The organism is Nocardia rhizosphaerae (genome assembly GCF_042650365.1).
Lineage (GTDB): Bacteria > Actinomycetota > Actinomycetes > Mycobacteriales > Mycobacteriaceae > Nocardia > Nocardia rhizosphaerae.
On sequence record NZ_JBHSBA010000005.1, the window covers coordinates 164,986 to 180,640 of the forward strand.

A 15,655-nucleotide genomic window follows, 5' to 3' on the forward strand; every position below is an offset into this window, starting at 1 on the left:
CCATCTCCACACGGATGAGTACGCTTGCTGCGTGCAACCCGTCCGGCGAACCAGCCTCATCGCTCAGGTCACCGAACAGCTTCGGGCCGAAATCCGTTCCGGCCGTTGGCCAGTCGGCCAGCGGATCCCCACCGAACCGGAGCTGACCGAACTCACCGGGACCGGGCGCAATACCGTCCGCGAAGGCGTGCAGGCCCTCGTGCACGCGGGCATGCTCGAACGCCGGCAAGGCTCGGGGACCTATGTGATCGCCACCTCGGAGGTCGGCGGCACCCTGGCCAAATACTTCGCCGACGCCGAGGAGCGCGACATCCTCGAACTCCGGCAGGCCCTCGACACGACCGCCGCGGGCCTGGCCGCGCGCCGCCGCGACGACACCGATATCGCCAATCTGCGCAGGCTGCTGGCCGAACGCAGCAACCGCAGCTGGAACGAGCCGGATCCGGTGGCCATCGCCGCCGACGTGGAGTTGCACCGCGCGATCGTCGTCGCCAGCCACAACGCGGTATACCTGGAGTTCTACGATTCGCTGCTGCCGATCATCGAACAGGTGATCCACGCGCGCACGTCCCGCTCCGACGACGCCTACGACACCGAGCACGCCGAACTCGTGCAAGCCGTCATCGACGGCGACGCCGACAAGGCGATGCAGGCCACCCGCTGTTTCCTGGCCTCGCTCATCGCCGACTATCCCGACCGCTGATATCCGAACAGCCGCCTCTTCTACATCCAGGTAACCGGACAGTCACCGGCGGCCGATCGCGGCGGTGAGCCCGAATTGGCTGGAACGTCACCTGAGGCCATTGGTACGCAACAACGGCTTTCTACGGTTGTCTCGACCCCGCACCATGTGCTCGATCGAGAGGAAGCCGATGACCGCGATTGCCGCCACCGGCCAGCAGACGGAAACTCCGTCCTTCGAATTTCAGAAAAAGGGTCGCTGGTTGACCCACTGGGAACCGGACAATCCGGAATTCTGGGCATCAGGCGGTGAGCGCACCGCCAAGAAGAACCTGTGGTTCTCGGTGTTCGCCGAGAATCTCGGCTTCAGTGTGTGGGTCCTGTGGGGCTCCATCGTCACCGCCATGGGCGCCGCGGGCTTCACCTTCCTCGAGGGCCTCGGCAAAGGCAACCCGACAGCGGTGGCCAACGCGCTGCTGCTGACCTCGGTCCCCAGCCTGGTCGGCGCCACCCTGCGCATCCCGTACACCTTCGCCATCCCCCGCTTCGGCGGGCGGGCGTTCACCGCCTTCAGCGCCGGCCTGCTGCTGGCACCGACGCTGGGCATGGCGTTCTTCGTCAACCAGCCGGACACCCCGATGTGGGTCTTCGTGCTGCTCGCCGCACTGGCAGGCGTCGGTGGCGGTAACTTCTCGTCCTCGATGGCCAACATCTCGTTCTTCTTCCCCGAGGGCAAGAAGGGCGCCGCGCTCGGCATCAACGCCGCAGGCGGCAACCTGGGTGTCGCCCAGACCCAGCTGGCGGCGCCGCTGCTGGTCACCCTCGGCACCCACCTGCTGGCCAAGGACGCCGCCGGCTACCGGCTCGGCATCACTCTCGCGATCCTGCTCTGGGTGCCGTTCATCGTGGTGGCCGTGGTCGGCGCGCTGCGCTACATGGACTCGATCGTCTCGGCCAAGGCCGACGGCAAGTCTTACAAGCTGGCGCTGACCAACCGCAACACCTGGATCATGGCGTTCCTCTACATCGGCACGTTCGGTTCGTTCATCGGCTTCTCGTTCGCCTTCCCGACCCTGATCAAGGCCAACTTCCCGCACCTGGCCCAGATCGGCTGGATCACCATGGTCGGCAACCTGGCCTTCCTCGGCGCGTTCGTCGGTTCCTTCAGCCGCCCGGTCGGCGGCTGGATCGCCGACAAGGTCGGTGGCGCCAGGATCACCGTGTACGTCTTCACCGGCATGGCGGTCTCGGTCGCGCTGATCATGGCCGCGCTGTCGATGAAGAGCTTCCCGCTCTACCTCACCGCGTTCCTGCTGCTGTTCGTGCTCACCGGCATCGGTAACGGCTCGACCTACCGGATGATCCCCTCGATCTTCGGCGCCACCACCAAGCAGTACGCGGCCGAGAACGGCCTCGACGCGGCCGAGACCGCGGCCACCGCCCGCCGCCAGGCCGGTGCCGCGATCGGCGTGATCGGCGCGGTCGGCGCCTTCGGTGGCTTCATCCTGCAGCAGGCGCTTCGCCTGTCCAACATCAACTTCGGCTCCATGGCCCCCGCGTTCTGGGGCTACGCCGTCGCCTTCCTGGTGATGGCCGCCGTGACCTGGTGGTGCTACCTGCGCACCTCGTTCGCCGTCGAGCGGATGCCGTCGCTGGCCTACGCCAACGTGTAACGACACGGTCCAACTCCGCAGCCACGCCCGGGTTCTCTTGCCCGGGCGTGGCTGTTACAGCACCAGCCGCACCATGTCGGCCGTGCGGGCGAGGCCAGGGAAGGCCTCCGGGGTGGAGCGTGGGTGCAGGGCGTGTACGGCCAGGCGGAAGATCAAGGCGCGCAACAGCATCTGTGGCCATTCGGGCAGTGTCGACCAGCGTTCGAGCAGTCCGTCGTCACCGCCGCCCCAGGCGAGAGCGTCGACGACGACCACGCCGGCGGCCCAGGTGGCGGGTCGCCAATAGGGGGTGATGTCGGTGAGCCCCGGGGTGTGCGCGCCGGCGAACAGGACGGTCCCGAACAGATCGCCGTGGACCAGCTGATCCGGGCTGCGCACCGGCTTGCGCAGGGTGGCGAGCTGGCCGATCAGTTCCAGGCTGCGCTGCCCGTCGGGAGTCGGGGCGATGGGCACTCCGCCCGCGCGCAGGCTGCGCAGTGGCACCGATTCCCAGGCCGCGCGATCGGCGGCGACGAACACGTCGACGTCCACCCACGGCGCGACCGGTGGTTGCACGAGGAACCGCGGCCGCTCCAACTGCGAAGTGGCCTTGTGCAACCGCAGCGACACCGAGACCACCTCGTCGTGACGCGGCTCCGGCGCACCGTCGATATAGGTGTCGGCGCGCCAGCCGGAAACCACGTATCTGCCGTCGGTGGCACGCACAGGGCGGGCCAAACGCACCCCGTCGACGGCGAGCGTTTCCCTGACCTTCGCCGACCAGGCGGCCCGCGCGTGATCGGCCACCGGGCTCAGCACCACCTCACCCAGCCGCCAGCCACCGTCCCAGTCCCCGAGGGACACCGGTGTCACTTCGCGAAGCCCGAATGTGGCTCGCACATGTTCGGGAGGTTCGACTGAGGTCACGGCCGTACCGTAACCCCGCAGCCACCGCCGAAGCCCGCAGGCACGCTGGCACACAGGCACTTCGCGACCTCGCCGCAATCTTCGGCGAGGTCGGCAACAGCGCAGTTACCGGGTCAGTAGACCGGCAGCGACGGATCGACCTGCTTGGCCCAGGCCACCACGCCACCCTGCAGGTGAGTGGCGTCGGCGAAACCGGCGCGCTTGAGCGCGGCCAGCGCCTCGGCCGACCGGATCCCGGTCTTGCAGTGCAGCACGATCGGCTTGTGCTGCGGCAGTTCCGAGAGCGCCTCGCCGGAGAGGATGCGGTCCTTGGGGATCAGTGTCGCGCCCTCGATGTGCACGATCTCCCACTCGACCGGTTCGCGCACGTCGACCAGCTCGATCTTGTCGGCGTCGAGCAGATCCTTCAGCTCGGCGGCGGTGATCGTGGACCCGGCCGCGGCGGCCATGCCTTCGTCCGAGACCACACCGCAGAACGCCTCGTAGTCGATCAGTTCGGTGATCGGTTGGCGCTCGGGATCACGGCGCAGCTTGATGGTGCGGTAGTTCATGTCCAGTGCGTCGTAGACCATCAGGCGGCCGAGCAGCGTCTCACCGATCCCGGTGATCAGCTTGATCGCCTCGGTCACCATCACCGAACCGATCGAGGCGCACAGCACGCCGAGCACGCCGCCCTCGGCGCACGACGGCACCATGCCCGGCGGCGGAGCCTCCGGGTACAGGTCGCGGTAGTTGATGCCTCGGCCGTCGGGGGCGTCCTCCCAGAACACCGACACCTGGCCCTCGAAGCGGTAGATCGAACCCCACACGTACGGCTTGCCCGCGAGCACGGCGGCGTCGTTGACCAGGTAGCGGGTGGCGAAATTGTCGGTGCCGTCGACGATCAGGTCGTATTCACCGAACAGTTCGACGGCGTTGTCCGGCTCCAGCCGGATCTTGTGCAGCCGCACATCGATCCCGGAGTTGATCTCCAGGATGGAATCGCGGGCGCTGTCGGCCTTGGAACGGCCGATATCGGATTCGCCGTGGATGACCTGGCGCTGCAGGTTCGACATGTCGACCTCGTCGAACTCGACGATGCCGAGCGTGCCGACCCCGGCCGCGGCCAGGTAGAGCAGCGCGGGCGAACCGAGCCCGCCGGCGCCGATCACGAGCACCTTGGCGTTCTTCAACCGCTTCTGACCGTCCACGCCCAGATCGGGAATGATCAGGTGCCTGCTGTAGCGAGCGACCTCGTCCTTGGTCAGTTCCGCGGCCGGCTCCACGAGCGGCGGCAGAGACCCGTTGAATGACACGTCAGAGCTCCTGTATCTATGGCGGCTGGCGCCGCGGGTTTTCGGCCTCGTGACCTCGCCGCCCAGGGGCGATTCTCCGGCTTCGCCGTTACGCCTCGCCCCTCGGCGGCGAGGCGGCCGAAAACCGTGCGGGTTGGCACCGTTGACAACGTCGCCCGTCGCGTGGTTCTTCCCGTCCATGGTCGCGCATCGCTCGTGGCCTCAGCCCCTCGGGTACGGCCAGGGGTTGAAACGGCAGGTCTTGCCGTCGGCGGGCACCACGCCGTGCGGGTCGAGCGCGGCGATGTCGTTGTTCCTGGTGCCGAAGGTCTGCTGCATCATGATCGGGGCCAGGCCGCCGTCACTCTCGCACGGCTGGTGACTGTGGTAGCCGATGGCGTGGCCGACCTCGTGATTGATCAGATATTGCCGGTAGGAGCCGATGTCGCCGTCGAAGGCCAGCGCACCGCGCACCCAGCGCACCTCCGACAGCACCACCCGGTCGATACCGGCGTTGTAGCAGGACGAGTCGATCGGGATCTCGAAGCCACAGGCGGCACGGGTACTGTCGCGCGAGGTGAGCGAGAGCCGGAAATCCGGCTCGCCCGTATCGATCCGCTGGAAGCCGAACTTGGGGTCGTTGGTCCAGCTCTTCGGGTTGGCCAGAGTGGTCTCGATCATCGTCGCCACCGCGGCGTCGCCGCCGAACGGGGTGGTGTCGACGCCGTCCTCCACCTCGACGGTGTAGCGGAACACCCGCTCGGTGCCCGCGCCGACCTGAGGGCCCGTCCCCGGCACCACATGCCAGGTGCCCGCGCCGCGCTCGGCGAATTCGCCACCGTCGGGCAGCGCGCCGAGCGGCAGATCGGCGGGGAACTTCCCGTCACCGGGCGGTGCGCCGATGATGCCGGCCTCCGCGGTCCCCGGACTGAGCGCGCCGAAGCCGGGATCGGCGGCGGGCGGCGCCGGTCTGGTGCGCATGGCGTCGACGACAACGAACACAGTGACCGCGAGCAGCACCGGCAGCGCGTAGGCCCGCCAGCCGTAGCGGGAGACGAAACGGCCGAGCGCGCTCTGCTTCTTGGCGTCACGCTGCGGGCTGCGCGGGCGGCCGTTGTCGGTCTCGGTGGGATTCCAGCGGGCACGCAGCGGCTGACGGGAGCGGTCGGCGGGCTGGTACAGCCCCAGCGGGTCGTAGACCTCGAGTTTTCGCCCTGCTGGCGCCGACGTCACGGAACCTGACTCGGTGGGTGGAATGGGGCGAGCGGCATCGCGCCCGCCGCCGGAGGGTCGTTCCGGGCGGTCGGTCACTCCACCAGATTCTCACAGTGAGCCTCCGGGCACACGCGGCGGCCGCGTGCGATCGGCCGGTTACGGCCCGACGAACCCCGCGGCCTGGTACTACAGTTCCAGGGCGAAACTTATCCGGAACACCAGGCGGGTATCGTTCGTGGCACACCGGTGAAGCGCCAAGGCCCGGACATAATCGACAAAGAGAGCCGAGATGACAGACCTCGTGGACCGCATGACCTCGCGCCGATCGGTGCCGGAAACGGTCCCGGCCAAGCGCGGCACCCGGCTACCCCGCGACGAGCGGCGTCAGCAACTGCTGCTCGCGGCCAGCGAGGTGTTCGTGCAGCGCGGCTATCACGCCGCCGGGATGGACGAGATCTCCCAGGTGGCCGGGGTCAGCAAGCCGGTGCTCTACCAGCACTTCACCTCCAAGCTCGAGCTGTACCTGGCCGTGCTGCAGAACTACGTCGACATCCTGGTGTCGAGTGTGCGGCAGGCGCTGCGCTCCACCACCGACAACAAGCAGCGCGTGCGCGCCGCGGTGGCGGCCTACTTCGATTTCGTCGACAACGAGATGCAGGGCTTCCGTCTGGTCTTCGAATCCGACCTCACCTCGGAGCCGCAGGTGCAGCGCCGGGTCGAGCAGGCCACCGAGGCGTGCGTCGACGCGGTCTTCGATCTGGTCGCGCACGACTCCGGTCTCGATCCCTACCGCGCCCGCATCCTGGCCGTCGGCCTGGTCGGCGCGAGCCAGTTCACCGCCCGTTACTGGCTCGAGGCCGACCGCCCCATCCCCAAGGACGAGGCCGTCGACACCACGGTCGCCCTCGCCTGGGGCGGCCTCAAGCACGTGCCGATCCGCCTCTCCGCGTCTTGAGGCCAGACCCGAGCGCGGGGCGGGTCGCGTGGGCGGTCGGCCCCCCGTGCTGGCCCGGTTAGCCGGTACCCGGCGAGTTACCCATGTCGATACGAGCTCAGGTGTCTCGTCGCCATGCCGAACGCCCCACGATCAATTGATCGTGGGGCGTTCGATGTTTCGGGGTTCTATCAGACCGTGGCGAAGCCGACGCGGCCGACGGCGGGCGAGCCGATCTCGACGTAGGCGACCTTGGCGGATTGGATCAGGAACTTGCGCCCCTTCTCGTCGGTGAGCGCGACGACGCCGCTCGCGCCGCTGAGCGCCTCGGTCACCAGCGCCTCGATCTCCTCAGGGCTCTGCGCGCTGTTGATGACGAGCTCACGCGGGCTATCCGAAATACCGATCTTGACCTCCACGGCCAACCTCCGAACGTAAGAGTCCTGTGTTGTCGGTTCCAGGCTAGTCGAGGCCGACGACACCGGTACCACTCCGCCCTGCGCTGTGAGCGAACGTCAAGCGGGCTCGATCAGCTCGATCTCGAGTTCGATCTTCACCGCGTCCGACAGCATGCCGGGCATCGGGCCGCCGACGCCGAAGTCGGTGCGCTTGATCGAGCCGGTGGCGGAGAAGCCCGCGTGCCTTGTGCCGTCCATGAAGGGGGCGACGCCTCCCCATTCGGCCTCGAGGGTCACCGGCTTGGTGACGGCGCCGAGGGTGACCTCGCCGGTGACGGTGAACGATTCGGCGATCGTCACCGGTCCGCTGGCACGGAAGGTGAGGGTCGGGCGGTTGGCGACATCGAGGAAGTCGGCGTTGCGGATGTGGGCGTCGCGGTCGGCGTTGCCGGTGTCGAAGGAGTCGAGGTCGATGGTGGCGCCGATGGTCGCCGCCCCGTTCTCGTCGACGACGAACTCGGTCTCGAAGCGGGTGAAACCGCCGCGGACCTTGGCGATGCCGAGGTGACGCACGGTGAAGGCCACCGTGGAGTGGCTGGCGTCGAGCGCCCAGGATCCGGCCTTCAGCTGCTGGGTCTGTGTCGAGGAAGTCATGCCACCACCCTGACCGGACCGTGGTCCGGTAACCAGACCGCCCCTATCCTGGACCCGGCAGGGCGTGGCTGGCGGGGCGGGGAACGGGAACGATCGAGACATGGCAGGTGCAGGAATGACGGACAAACCGGGTGCGCGATCGGCCTTCGCCGAAGTGCTCGTCGCCCGCCGCGCCGAGCTGCGTCCCGAGGACGTCGGCCTGCCCGCGGGCGGGCGGCGCCGCACGCCGGGACTGCGCCGCGAAGAGGTCGCGGTACTCGCCGGGGTCAGCGCCGACTATCTGGCCCGGCTCGAACAGGGCCGCGACACCAATCCCTCGATGGCGGTGGTCGACGCACTGGCCACCGCGCTGCGCTTCAACGACACCGAGCGCTCCCACTTCGGTTGGCTCGCGCTCACCTCCAGCGCGGAATCCCGGTGCCCGAGTACCGCTTTCGACCCCGCACTGGACCAGGTTCCGGCGGGGCTGCGCGGCGTCATCGACGCCATCGCACCCACCCCGGCCTTCGCGCTCGGTCCCCGCGCGAATGTGCTGGCGTTCAACGACGCCTGGGAGGACCTGGTCGCGCCGCTCGGCCTGCTCGACGACCGCGAGGAGGTGAACCTGGCCGTGTGGGCGTTCCGGCATCCACTGGCCCGCAGCACCGTCACCGACTGGCCCCAGTTCGCCGATCTGCTCGCCGACCAGCTCGCCCGCACCAGGTTGCGCCGCCCCGACGACGAACGGGTCGCGGCGATCATCGCCTTCCTGTGCGGCGAACCCGAGTTCGCCCGCCGCTGGCAGCCGCACCGCCTGGCCGAGGACATCCCCACCCTGCTCGGGATCGAGCACCCCACCCGCGGCACCCTCACCTTCACCGTGCAGACCCTGACCGCCGAACGCGATCAGCAGGTGACGATCTGGCTGCCGCGCGAGACCGCGGCCCGAGCACCGGAGTTGCGGCTGGTGCAGGGCAGGGCCGCGGGCGAGTAGGGCTACAGCCCGAGTTCGGCCATCCGGGCCGCGTGCCGCTCCTGCATGCGGTCGAACAGGGTGGCGATGCCGTTGAGGTCGCCGGTGGCGGCCAGCACCAGTTCGGCGAGTTCGTCGCGCTGGGCCATCACGTACTGCGCCTGGGTGATGGCCTCGCCGAGCAGCCGCCTGCCCCACAGGGTCAGCCGATCGCGCTCGGAACGGCTGGCCGCGACCGCGCGACGGACCTCGTCGACGACGAACTGCGAGTGCCCGGTCTCGGCGAGCACCTCACGCACGATCCCCGCGACCTCGGTGGGCAGCACCCCGACGATCTCGGAGTAGAAGTCGGCGGCGAGCCCGTCGCCGACGTAGAACTTCACCATCGACTCGAGCCAGGTCGAGGGATCGGTGGAGGCGTGGTAAGAGTCGAGCGCGCCCTGGTACTGCGCCATCGCGGCCTCGGCATCGGTCCCCCGCGCACGCAGGGCCTCCGCCAACACCTCGAAGTGGGACAGCTCGGCGGCGGCCATCTTGGCCACCGCCACCCGCCCGTGCAGCGAAGGAGCCAGCTTGGCCTCTTCGGCCAGGCGGTAGAACGCGGAGACCTCACCGTAGGCGAGGACCGCGAAGAGTTCGGTCACCCCGGAATGATCCGCGGCGAGCGGTTCGGTCGAGACAACATCCGGCCCGGCAGAGGTCTGTGCTCCCATGGGTACCAACTCTAATCCCGATCGGCGTTCAGTCGCGCTCCGCCAGGAACTTGTCGAGATAGGTCCAGGTGGTGTGGCGCGCGTCGGGTCCGGCCAGGATGCCGAGATGACTGCCCGGCGCCACCTCGTAGGTGACCGACGGCGACCCGGTGAGCGTGCGCAGGCCCGCCTCGACGGCGGCCTTGGGCGTGATCACGTCGGCGGTCCCGCCGACCAGCAGCACCGGCACCCGCACGTCGGCCAGTTCGACGGTGCGATCACGCAGCCGCAGCCTGCCCTTGCCGATGTCGTTGGCGAGAATGAACCTGCCCCAGATCTGGCCGTAGAAACGACCGGGATATCCCGGCATGGCCGCCTGGAAACGGTCGATGGATTCCATTCTGGCCAGCGTTTCGGTGCGCGCGATATTGCTCGCGACGAACAGCGGCCGCGCGATTTCCCGGTCGATCGCGGCGACCCGGTACGCGAGTTTGGTCAGCGGCGCCGGAATACCGCCCGCGGCGCGCACGAACGTGGTCATGGCCCGGCCGCCGGTCAGGCTCGCGACCGCGCGCACCTGCGGCATCCCGAGCATCTTGTCGTAGTCGAGCGGGGCGCCGACACCGGTGACCGAGCGGATCGGCAATTCCGGATTCGCGGCCGCGGTGAGCAAGGCGAACACGCCGCCGATGGACCAGCCGACGAGATCGACCGGCGCGCCGCCCCGATCGGCGCTGGTGCGCAGGATGGCCTCGGGCAGGATGTTGGTGACCCAGTCCTCGAAGCCCATCGCGCGGTCGGCGAAGGAGATGTCGCCGTAGTCGACCAGATAGGTCGGGCGGCCCGCGGCGACGAGATGACGGGCAAGGCTCTGGTCGGAGCTCAGGTCGAAACAGGTGGCGGGCGCGGCCAGCGGCGGCACCAGAAGTACCGCGGCATCCGTTGTAGCCGAAGCACTTTCGTGCTCGTAGCGACGCAACAGCCGATGCGGTTCGTCCCACAGCACGGTCGACGGGGCCGGGTCGGGCGGCGCGATGCCCGCGCCGAAGCTCAGCGCCCACGCGTTGCGCGCTGCGGTGGTGACGGTCTCCGCGATGCTCATGACAAGAATGTCTCATACCCGGTACCGGCGGTACCAAGTGAGTTCTGTTACATCGCCGGACACGCGCGGTAATCCGGGCCGCCGAATTGTGCTGTGACACAGCATCCGAACGACGAAAGCGAAGGTCACGCCAGATTTCGCGAGGTCGCCCGCCGGGGCGGAATTCGGGCTGCGCACATTATCACGCTACAATCACCGTGGACAACGCTAGTTTCCTCGCCCCGGCAGACTCTGCGGGCGCGGCAGGCGTTGCCTCCACCGGCGCTACCGCGCGGGCGGACGGCGGCAGCGAAGTCCACGGAAAATGTGCGCGCACCGAATCCGCATCGCCGATGTGCCGCGCCGATGACGCGTCAGCGCTCGGTGCAGGCCCGGTGAATATCACAGGCGGATATGTGGTCGTCGCGGGCCGTCCGGCCCGCCCCACCTCGTGCGTGCGTAATGCGATGACGAGGAAGGCACGAACCCTGAGCAAGATCACTGTCGAACAGGAACCCGGTTTGACCGACACCCTGCTGACGGCCGAACTGGACAACACCCACACCCCCCCGAGCTTCGCCGAATTGGGGGTTCGCGACGAAATCGTGCGCGCGCTCGGCGAGATCGGTATCGAACGCACTTTCGCGATCCAGGAACTCACCCTGCCGCTGGCGCTGGCGGGCGAGGACCTCATCGGTCAGGCCCGCACCGGAATGGGCAAGACCTTCGGCTTCGGTGTGCCGCTGCTGCACCGGATCGCCACCGCCGACACCGGAACCACCCCGCTCGACGGCACCCCGCGCGCACTTGTCATCGTGCCGACGCGCGAGCTGTGCATCCAGGTCACCAAGGATCTGGAGAACGCGAGCAAGTACCTCACCAACCACCAGGGCGCGCTGAAGGTCGCCGCCATCTACGGCGGCCGCCCGTACGACACCCAGATCGCCGCGCTGCGCGACGGTGTCGACGTGGTCGTCGGCACGCCGGGCCGGCTGCTCGACCTGGCCAACCAGAACCACCTGATCCTCGGCAAGATCGGCGTGCTCGTCCTCGACGAGGCCGACGAGATGCTCGACCTCGGCTTCCTGCCCGATATCGAGCGCATCCTGTCGATGGTGCCCGACGCGCGCCAGACGATGCTGTTCTCGGCCACCATGCCGGGCCCGATCATCACCCTGGCCCGCACCTTCCTCACCCGGCCGACCCACATCCGCGCCGAGGAAGCGAGCGATTCTGCGGTGCACGACCGCACCGAGCAGTTCGTCTACCGCGCGCACGCGCTGGACAAGAGCGAACTGGTCGCGCGGGTGCTGCAGGCGGAAAGCCGTGGCGCCACCATGATCTTCACCCGCACCAAGCGCACCGCGCAGAAGGTGGCCGACGACCTGGCCGAGCGCGGATTCGCCGTCGGCGCCGTGCACGGCGACCTCGGCCAGATCGCGCGTGAGAAGGCGCTGACCAAGTTCCGCAAGGGCACCATCGACGTGCTCGTCGCCACCGACGTGGCCGCGCGCGGTATCGATATCGACGACGTCACCCACGTCGTCAACTACCAGTGCCCCGAGGACGAGAAGACCTACGTGCACCGGATCGGCCGCACCGGCCGCGCCGGGCGCACCGGCGTCGCGATCACCCTGATCGACTGGGACGAGCTGCACCGCTGGGAGTCCATCGACAAGGCGCTCGGGCTCGGCATCCCCGACCCGGCCGAGACCTACTCCCGATCACCGCACCTCTACACCGATCTCGGCATCCCGGAGGGCGTCACCGGCGTCATCCGCAAGCCGAAGCCGGCCCGCGAGGAGGGCGACGTGGTCGAGGAGCGGCCGGAGCGGCCCAAGTCGACCCGGACCCGCCGTCGCACCAGGGGTGGCAGGGCGGCCGAGCCGACGACCGCCGATGGCGCGGCAGCACCGGCCGATGGCACCCCGGAAGAGGGTGAGGCCGGTGCCGACGCGGACAAGCCCGCCCGCCGCAGGCGGCGCCGCCGCAAGCCCGCCGACGGCGCCGAGTCCACCACGACCGAGTCCACCGACTCACCAGCCGACGCCGACGCCGGCGAGGCCAAGCCTGCCCGCCGTCGCCGCAGGCGCAGGCCCGCCACGTCCGACAGCCCGGCGAGCCCGGTCAGCGTCGACGCCTGATTCCCCTCGGCCACGCCGACGTGGCGGTGGACACCCGCTGTGGCACCACAAATCGCGTCAATGGTCTCGTTTGCGACCGAAACGCGTGATTGTGTGCGCTCAGCGTGGTGTTGCAGCCAGGATCGTGGACACCAGGGGGCCGCGACTCGAGCGCGCCAGCACTCGAAATACACTGCTGCCGTGCTCGCACCCGAGCGGCGCACGCGCGCCGATATCCTTGCCGCAGCAGCGATCGCCGTCACCCTGGTGGTGGCGGCGGTCGTGGTGTGGGCGCGGTCCGATGCCACCGGGACCGATTCTGTCACCGCGGGCTCGCCCGCACCGACGATCACCGCGGCAACCCAGCTGCCCGCCTCGCTGCACGAGCTGTGGCATGCCGCGGACGCGGCGAGCTCGAGGGCGCTCATCTCCGGCAATGTGGTGGTGACCGGCGATGCCGGGACCGTCAGCGGCCGGGATCCGGTGAGCGGAGAGCAGCTGTGGTGGTATCGCAGGGACATGCCGCTGTGCGCGGTGGAGTCCCAGTACGGCACCGTGATCGCCACCTATCGCGATCAGCGCGGATGCAGTCAGACGACGATGCTCGACGCCGCCACCGGGGAGCGGGAGGCCGCGCGCAGCAGCTATATGGACGACGCCATCCGGGTCAGCGGCGACGGCACCTACCTGCTCGCCATGGGCACCGACCGGTTGGAGATGTGGCGCTCCGATCTGGTGCGCACGCTCGAGTACGGATACGTCGACGCGCCGATCAACCCGAACTACCAGCCACGCAGCGGGTGTTCGTTCGCCTCGGCCGCGTCGAGTTCGTCGCGGCTCGCGGTGCTGGAACACTGCCCGGACGATCCGTCCGCCCGGCTCACGGTGCTCGATCCGGCGCCGAAGGAGGCCACCAAACCCGAGGAGCACGGTTCGCGGGTGCTCACCGCGGCCGGAGCCGAGTCGCCCGGGGTGCGCGTGCTCGCGGTATCGGACGACAAGGTCGCGGTGTACTACCCGCCGACCACCGCCACCGCCACCCAGCCGGGCAGGGGGCCGCGGATCGCCGTGCACGACGGCACCGGCAACGAGATCGCCGTGCATCAGCTCGCCGCGCCGTGGGGCGAACACGCCACCGTCACCCGGCTCGGCTCGGCCGTCTACGTCTTCACCGGCGAGAGCCTGATCGCCTTGAGCGCGGCCACTTTCCAGCCGGTCTGGACCGTGCCCGATGCCATCGGCACCCCGGCCCTGATGGCGGGCAGACTGCTCGTCCCGGTCGCCGACGGCCTGGTGGCGGTGGACACCGGCAGCGGCGCGACGGTCGCCACGATCCCGGTCCAGCGCACCGACCACAGCGGCGGCACCGTCTCCACCGCGGTCCTCGGCGATACGGTGCTGGAACGCCGCGACGGTAGGCTCTACGCCCTCGGCTGAGCGGGCGCGCCTGCCATGATGGACCCATGTCCACACCCGATGCCCGAGTGGTTCTGCTGCGCCACGGCGAAACCACCTGGTCCATGCAGCGACGGCACACCAGTCACACCGACCTGCCGCTGACCCCGCGTGGCGAGGCGCAGGCCCGCTCGGCAGGGGTCCTGCTGAAGGCGCTGGCCCTGCGTGATCCGCTCGTCGTCAGCAGCCCGCGCCTGCGTGCCCGCCACACCGCCGAGCTGGCCGGGCTCGGGCCCGCCGAGATCGATCCCGACCTGGCCGAATGGGACTACGGCGACTACGAGGGCATCACCACCACCCAGATCCGCGAGACCGTCCCCGGCTGGACGGTGTGGACCGCCCCCACTCCCGGCGGCGAGACCGCCGAGCAGGTGGGTGCTCGCGCCGACCGGGTGCTGGGCCGGGTGGAGCCACTGCTGGCCGAGCGTGACGTGGTGCTCGTCGGCCACGGCCATTTCTCCCGAGTGCTCATCGCCCGCTGGGCCGAACTGCCGGTGGCCGAGGGCCGCCGCTTCGCCATGACCACCGGCGCGCTCAGCGAGCTCGGCTACGACCACGGCGCCCACACCATCTGGGGCCACAACCTCACCACCCGCACCGAACCGGCCGAAGGAGCGACGCGATGAGCGCCCGGATCCGCCGTGCCACGCCCGCGGATGTGCCCGCGCTGGTGGAGTTGGTGCACGAGCTGGCCGACTACGAGAAGGCGCCGGAGGAGTGCACGCTCACCACCGAGCAGCTCGGTGCTGCGCTGTTCGCAACGGCACCCGCCCTGTTCGCGCATGTCGCCGAGCTCGACGGCGAGGTGGCCGGTTGTGCGATCTGGTTCCTGAACTATTCGACCTGGGACGGGGTGCACGGGATCTATCTGGAGGATCTGTACGTGCGGCCGCGCACGCGCGGAACCGGGCTCGGTAAGGCACTGGTGGCCGCGCTGGCCGCGGAGGCGGTCGAGCACGGGTACAGCAGGGTGTCCTGGTCGGTGCTCACCTGGAACACCCCGTCGATCGCCTTCTACGAATCCCTAGGGGCCGCACCGCAGGACGAGTGGATGGGCTATCGGCTCGCCGGTGCCGAACTCACCGCGCTGGCGGCGAGTGCTCAGTCGCGATCGTCGGGGATCTCGCCGTAATCCTGCGCCATGTACCGGCTCGACGCGGGCGCGAACAACGCACCGAGCGCGGTGACGACGACGATCGCCAGCAGTGTTCCCAATACCGGCTGGTGCGAATCGGTCAGCAGCGACCAGGCCACCGGCAACAGCAGCACCTGCGCGATGACCGCGATGGCCCGGCCCCAACGCTTGCCGAGCAGCAGCCCGATGCCTGCCGCGAGCACACCGCCGAACAGCACGCCGAACCAGATCGCGGTGCCGCCACCGCTGGCCACCGACTGATCGTGCCCGGTCAGCGCACGCACCACGAGCACGATCGCGGTGCCGACGCCGGCCAGCCCCTCCAGCGTCACCAGCGCACCGGCGACGCGCACCGCCGTCGGAATCCCGGACGCCGGGCGCCCGCCGCCTGCCTGCTTGTCATCGGTCACGTCGCGCTCCACCACACTGCCAAGCCTACGACGCGGCCGTCGGCACCACCTCGCCCGAGGCGCACCGTGCCG

General features: G+C 69.3%; 16 protein-coding genes. 8 read left to right on the forward strand and 8 right to left on the reverse strand.

Going from position 1 to position 15,655, the window contains the following annotated elements:
* The first annotated feature begins 31 nt into the window (after positions 1-31).
* Complete coding sequence (locus ACFOW8_RS10400; RefSeq protein ID WP_378549216.1) at positions 32-703, forward strand: FadR/GntR family transcriptional regulator; 672 nt, start codon at positions 32-34, stop codon at positions 701-703.
* Between the two features lie 169 nt (positions 704-872).
* On the forward strand, positions 873-2,354 hold the full coding sequence (locus tag ACFOW8_RS10405; RefSeq protein WP_378549218.1) for an MFS transporter: 1,482 nt from the start codon (positions 873-875) through the stop codon (positions 2,352-2,354).
* A gap of 54 nt (positions 2,355-2,408) precedes the next feature.
* Here ACFOW8_RS10405 and ACFOW8_RS10410 read toward each other — a convergent pair whose 3' ends face one another.
* The 3 genes from ACFOW8_RS10410 to ACFOW8_RS10420 form a co-directional block, all read right to left on the reverse strand.
* Positions 2,409-3,260, reverse strand: coding sequence for a TIGR02569 family protein (locus ACFOW8_RS10410; protein ID WP_378549220.1), 852 nt, complete (start codon positions 3,258-3,260; stop codon positions 2,409-2,411).
* A gap of 113 nt (positions 3,261-3,373) precedes the next feature.
* On the reverse strand, positions 3,374-4,555 hold the full coding sequence (moeZ, locus tag ACFOW8_RS10415) for an adenylyltransferase/sulfurtransferase MoeZ (protein ID WP_378549223.1): 1,182 nt from the start codon (positions 4,553-4,555) through the stop codon (positions 3,374-3,376).
* Positions 4,556-4,756: 201 nt separating this feature from the next.
* Entirely contained in the window at positions 4,757-5,845 is a 1,089-nt protein-coding gene (locus tag ACFOW8_RS10420; protein WP_449289766.1) for a DUF3152 domain-containing protein, read from the reverse strand.
* Between the two features lie 193 nt (positions 5,846-6,038).
* On the opposite strand from ACFOW8_RS10420, the gene ACFOW8_RS10425 reads away from it, so the two are divergent.
* The gene (locus ACFOW8_RS10425; RefSeq protein WP_378549226.1) at positions 6,039-6,704 is read left to right on the forward strand and encodes a TetR/AcrR family transcriptional regulator; all 666 of its coding nucleotides are present in this window, start codon (positions 6,039-6,041) and stop codon (positions 6,702-6,704) included.
* Between the two features lie 170 nt (positions 6,705-6,874).
* Here ACFOW8_RS10425 and ACFOW8_RS10430 read toward each other — a convergent pair whose 3' ends face one another.
* Complete coding sequence (locus ACFOW8_RS10430) at positions 6,875-7,102, reverse strand: DUF3107 domain-containing protein (protein WP_378550691.1); 228 nt, start codon at positions 7,100-7,102, stop codon at positions 6,875-6,877.
* A 96-nt stretch (positions 7,103-7,198) separates the two neighbouring features.
* On the reverse strand, positions 7,199-7,735 hold the full coding sequence (locus tag ACFOW8_RS10435; protein ID WP_378549229.1) for a YceI family protein: 537 nt from the start codon (positions 7,733-7,735) through the stop codon (positions 7,199-7,201).
* Positions 7,736-7,850: 115 nt separating this feature from the next.
* Here ACFOW8_RS10435 and ACFOW8_RS10440 point away from each other — a divergent pair, with 115 nt between their 5' ends.
* The gene (locus ACFOW8_RS10440) at positions 7,851-8,708 is read left to right on the forward strand and encodes a helix-turn-helix transcriptional regulator (protein ID WP_378549232.1); all 858 of its coding nucleotides are present in this window, start codon (positions 7,851-7,853) and stop codon (positions 8,706-8,708) included.
* A gap of 2 nt (positions 8,709-8,710) precedes the next feature.
* Here ACFOW8_RS10440 and ACFOW8_RS10445 read toward each other — a convergent pair whose 3' ends face one another.
* A complete protein-coding gene (locus tag ACFOW8_RS10445; RefSeq protein WP_378549235.1) occupies positions 8,711-9,400 on the reverse strand; it encodes a ferritin-like fold-containing protein in 690 nt (229 codons plus the stop codon).
* A gap of 28 nt (positions 9,401-9,428) precedes the next feature.
* A complete protein-coding gene (locus tag ACFOW8_RS10450) occupies positions 9,429-10,481 on the reverse strand; it encodes an alpha/beta fold hydrolase (RefSeq protein WP_378549238.1) in 1,053 nt (350 codons plus the stop codon).
* A 446-nt stretch (positions 10,482-10,927) separates the two neighbouring features.
* Here ACFOW8_RS10450 and ACFOW8_RS10455 point away from each other — a divergent pair, with 446 nt between their 5' ends.
* The 4 genes from ACFOW8_RS10455 (at position 10,928) to ACFOW8_RS10470 (ending at position 15,170) form a co-directional block, all read left to right on the forward strand.
* The gene (locus ACFOW8_RS10455) at positions 10,928-12,604 is read left to right on the forward strand and encodes a DEAD/DEAH box helicase (protein ID WP_378550693.1); all 1,677 of its coding nucleotides are present in this window, start codon (positions 10,928-10,930) and stop codon (positions 12,602-12,604) included.
* A 180-nt stretch (positions 12,605-12,784) separates the two neighbouring features.
* On the forward strand, positions 12,785-14,020 hold the full coding sequence (locus tag ACFOW8_RS10460) for an Rv3212 family protein (protein ID WP_378549241.1): 1,236 nt from the start codon (positions 12,785-12,787) through the stop codon (positions 14,018-14,020).
* Positions 14,021-14,046: 26 nt separating this feature from the next.
* On the forward strand, positions 14,047-14,664 hold the full coding sequence (locus tag ACFOW8_RS10465; RefSeq protein ID WP_378549244.1) for an acid phosphatase: 618 nt from the start codon (positions 14,047-14,049) through the stop codon (positions 14,662-14,664).
* Positions 14,661-15,170, forward strand: a complete 510-nt coding sequence (locus tag ACFOW8_RS10470; RefSeq protein ID WP_378549247.1) for a GNAT family N-acetyltransferase — start codon at positions 14,661-14,663, stop codon at positions 15,168-15,170. The genes ACFOW8_RS10465 and ACFOW8_RS10470 overlap by 4 nt, the downstream gene beginning before the upstream one ends.
* Here the strand turns inward: ACFOW8_RS10470 and ACFOW8_RS10475 are convergent.
* Positions 15,140-15,583 (reverse strand): hypothetical protein, encoded by a 444-nt coding sequence (locus tag ACFOW8_RS10475; RefSeq protein ID WP_378549250.1) that lies wholly within the window; start codon positions 15,581-15,583, stop codon positions 15,140-15,142. The two genes, ACFOW8_RS10470 and ACFOW8_RS10475, sit on opposite strands and share 31 nt — an antisense overlap.
* Positions 15,584-15,655: the final 72 nt, after the last annotated feature.